Genomic DNA, 781 nt, shown 5'->3' on the forward strand with positions numbered 1-781 from the left:
GCCTTCTAGGAAGCCTTCAGCTTGGTGCTCAGAGAGTTGTGAATCAATAACGCGTCCTACTGGAGAAATCCACTCATCGTAAGATTCATCGCGACGACCAAGCCATTGACGATTCGTCACTTTAAAAACATTATTGAGACGATTTGACTTGGTTTCATCCGGACCAAAGACACGGAAGTTATCTGGGTTAGCCTCTACCAGGTCAGCCACATAATTCCCAAATTCAATCATGTCTTGTTTCATAAGGGCACCTGGAGTTGAGGTATCAATAGCGTGTTTACGCCAGTCTGATAAATCAAGCTTTTTCACAACACCCGCATTGGTGATTGGGTTCATGGACATCCGACGATCACCTTTTGGGGAAATGGCACGAATCTCTTCTGTCACATAGCCCTTTTCATCAAATAATTCTTCTGGGCGGTAAGACTTCAACCAGTTTATTAAATGATCAATGTGTTCCATATGACCTGCTTCGACTGGAATTGGTACTTGGTGGGCACGGAAACCACCTTCAATTGGTTCACCATTCCATTCCTTTGGTCCTGTCCATCCTTTTGGAATACGAACAATCAATACTGGCCAAGCTGGTTGGGTGGCTTCTTCTGCTGGATGCTTGCGAGCCTCTGTTTGAATGGCTTTGATTTTTTCAATCACCTTGTCAAGGGTCTCTGCCATTTGAGCGTGGACAAGATCTGGATCTGTCCCTTCGACAAAGTAAGGGGTCCAACCGAAACCATTGAAGAGCTGTGTTAATTCTTCATCTGTCTTACGAGCCATGATA

Annotated in this window: 1 protein-coding gene; it reads right to left on the minus strand. The window is 44.8% G+C overall.

Features of this window, described 5'->3' with window-relative positions; genetic code table 11:
* Nucleotides 1-781: phosphoketolase family protein (locus ACFPQ3_RS01825; RefSeq protein WP_465269562.1), on the minus strand; the 781-nt coding region annotated here is incomplete at both ends.

Source organism: Streptococcus caledonicus (assembly GCF_042656225.1).
GTDB classification, from domain to species: domain Bacteria; phylum Bacillota; class Bacilli; order Lactobacillales; family Streptococcaceae; genus Streptococcus; species Streptococcus caledonicus.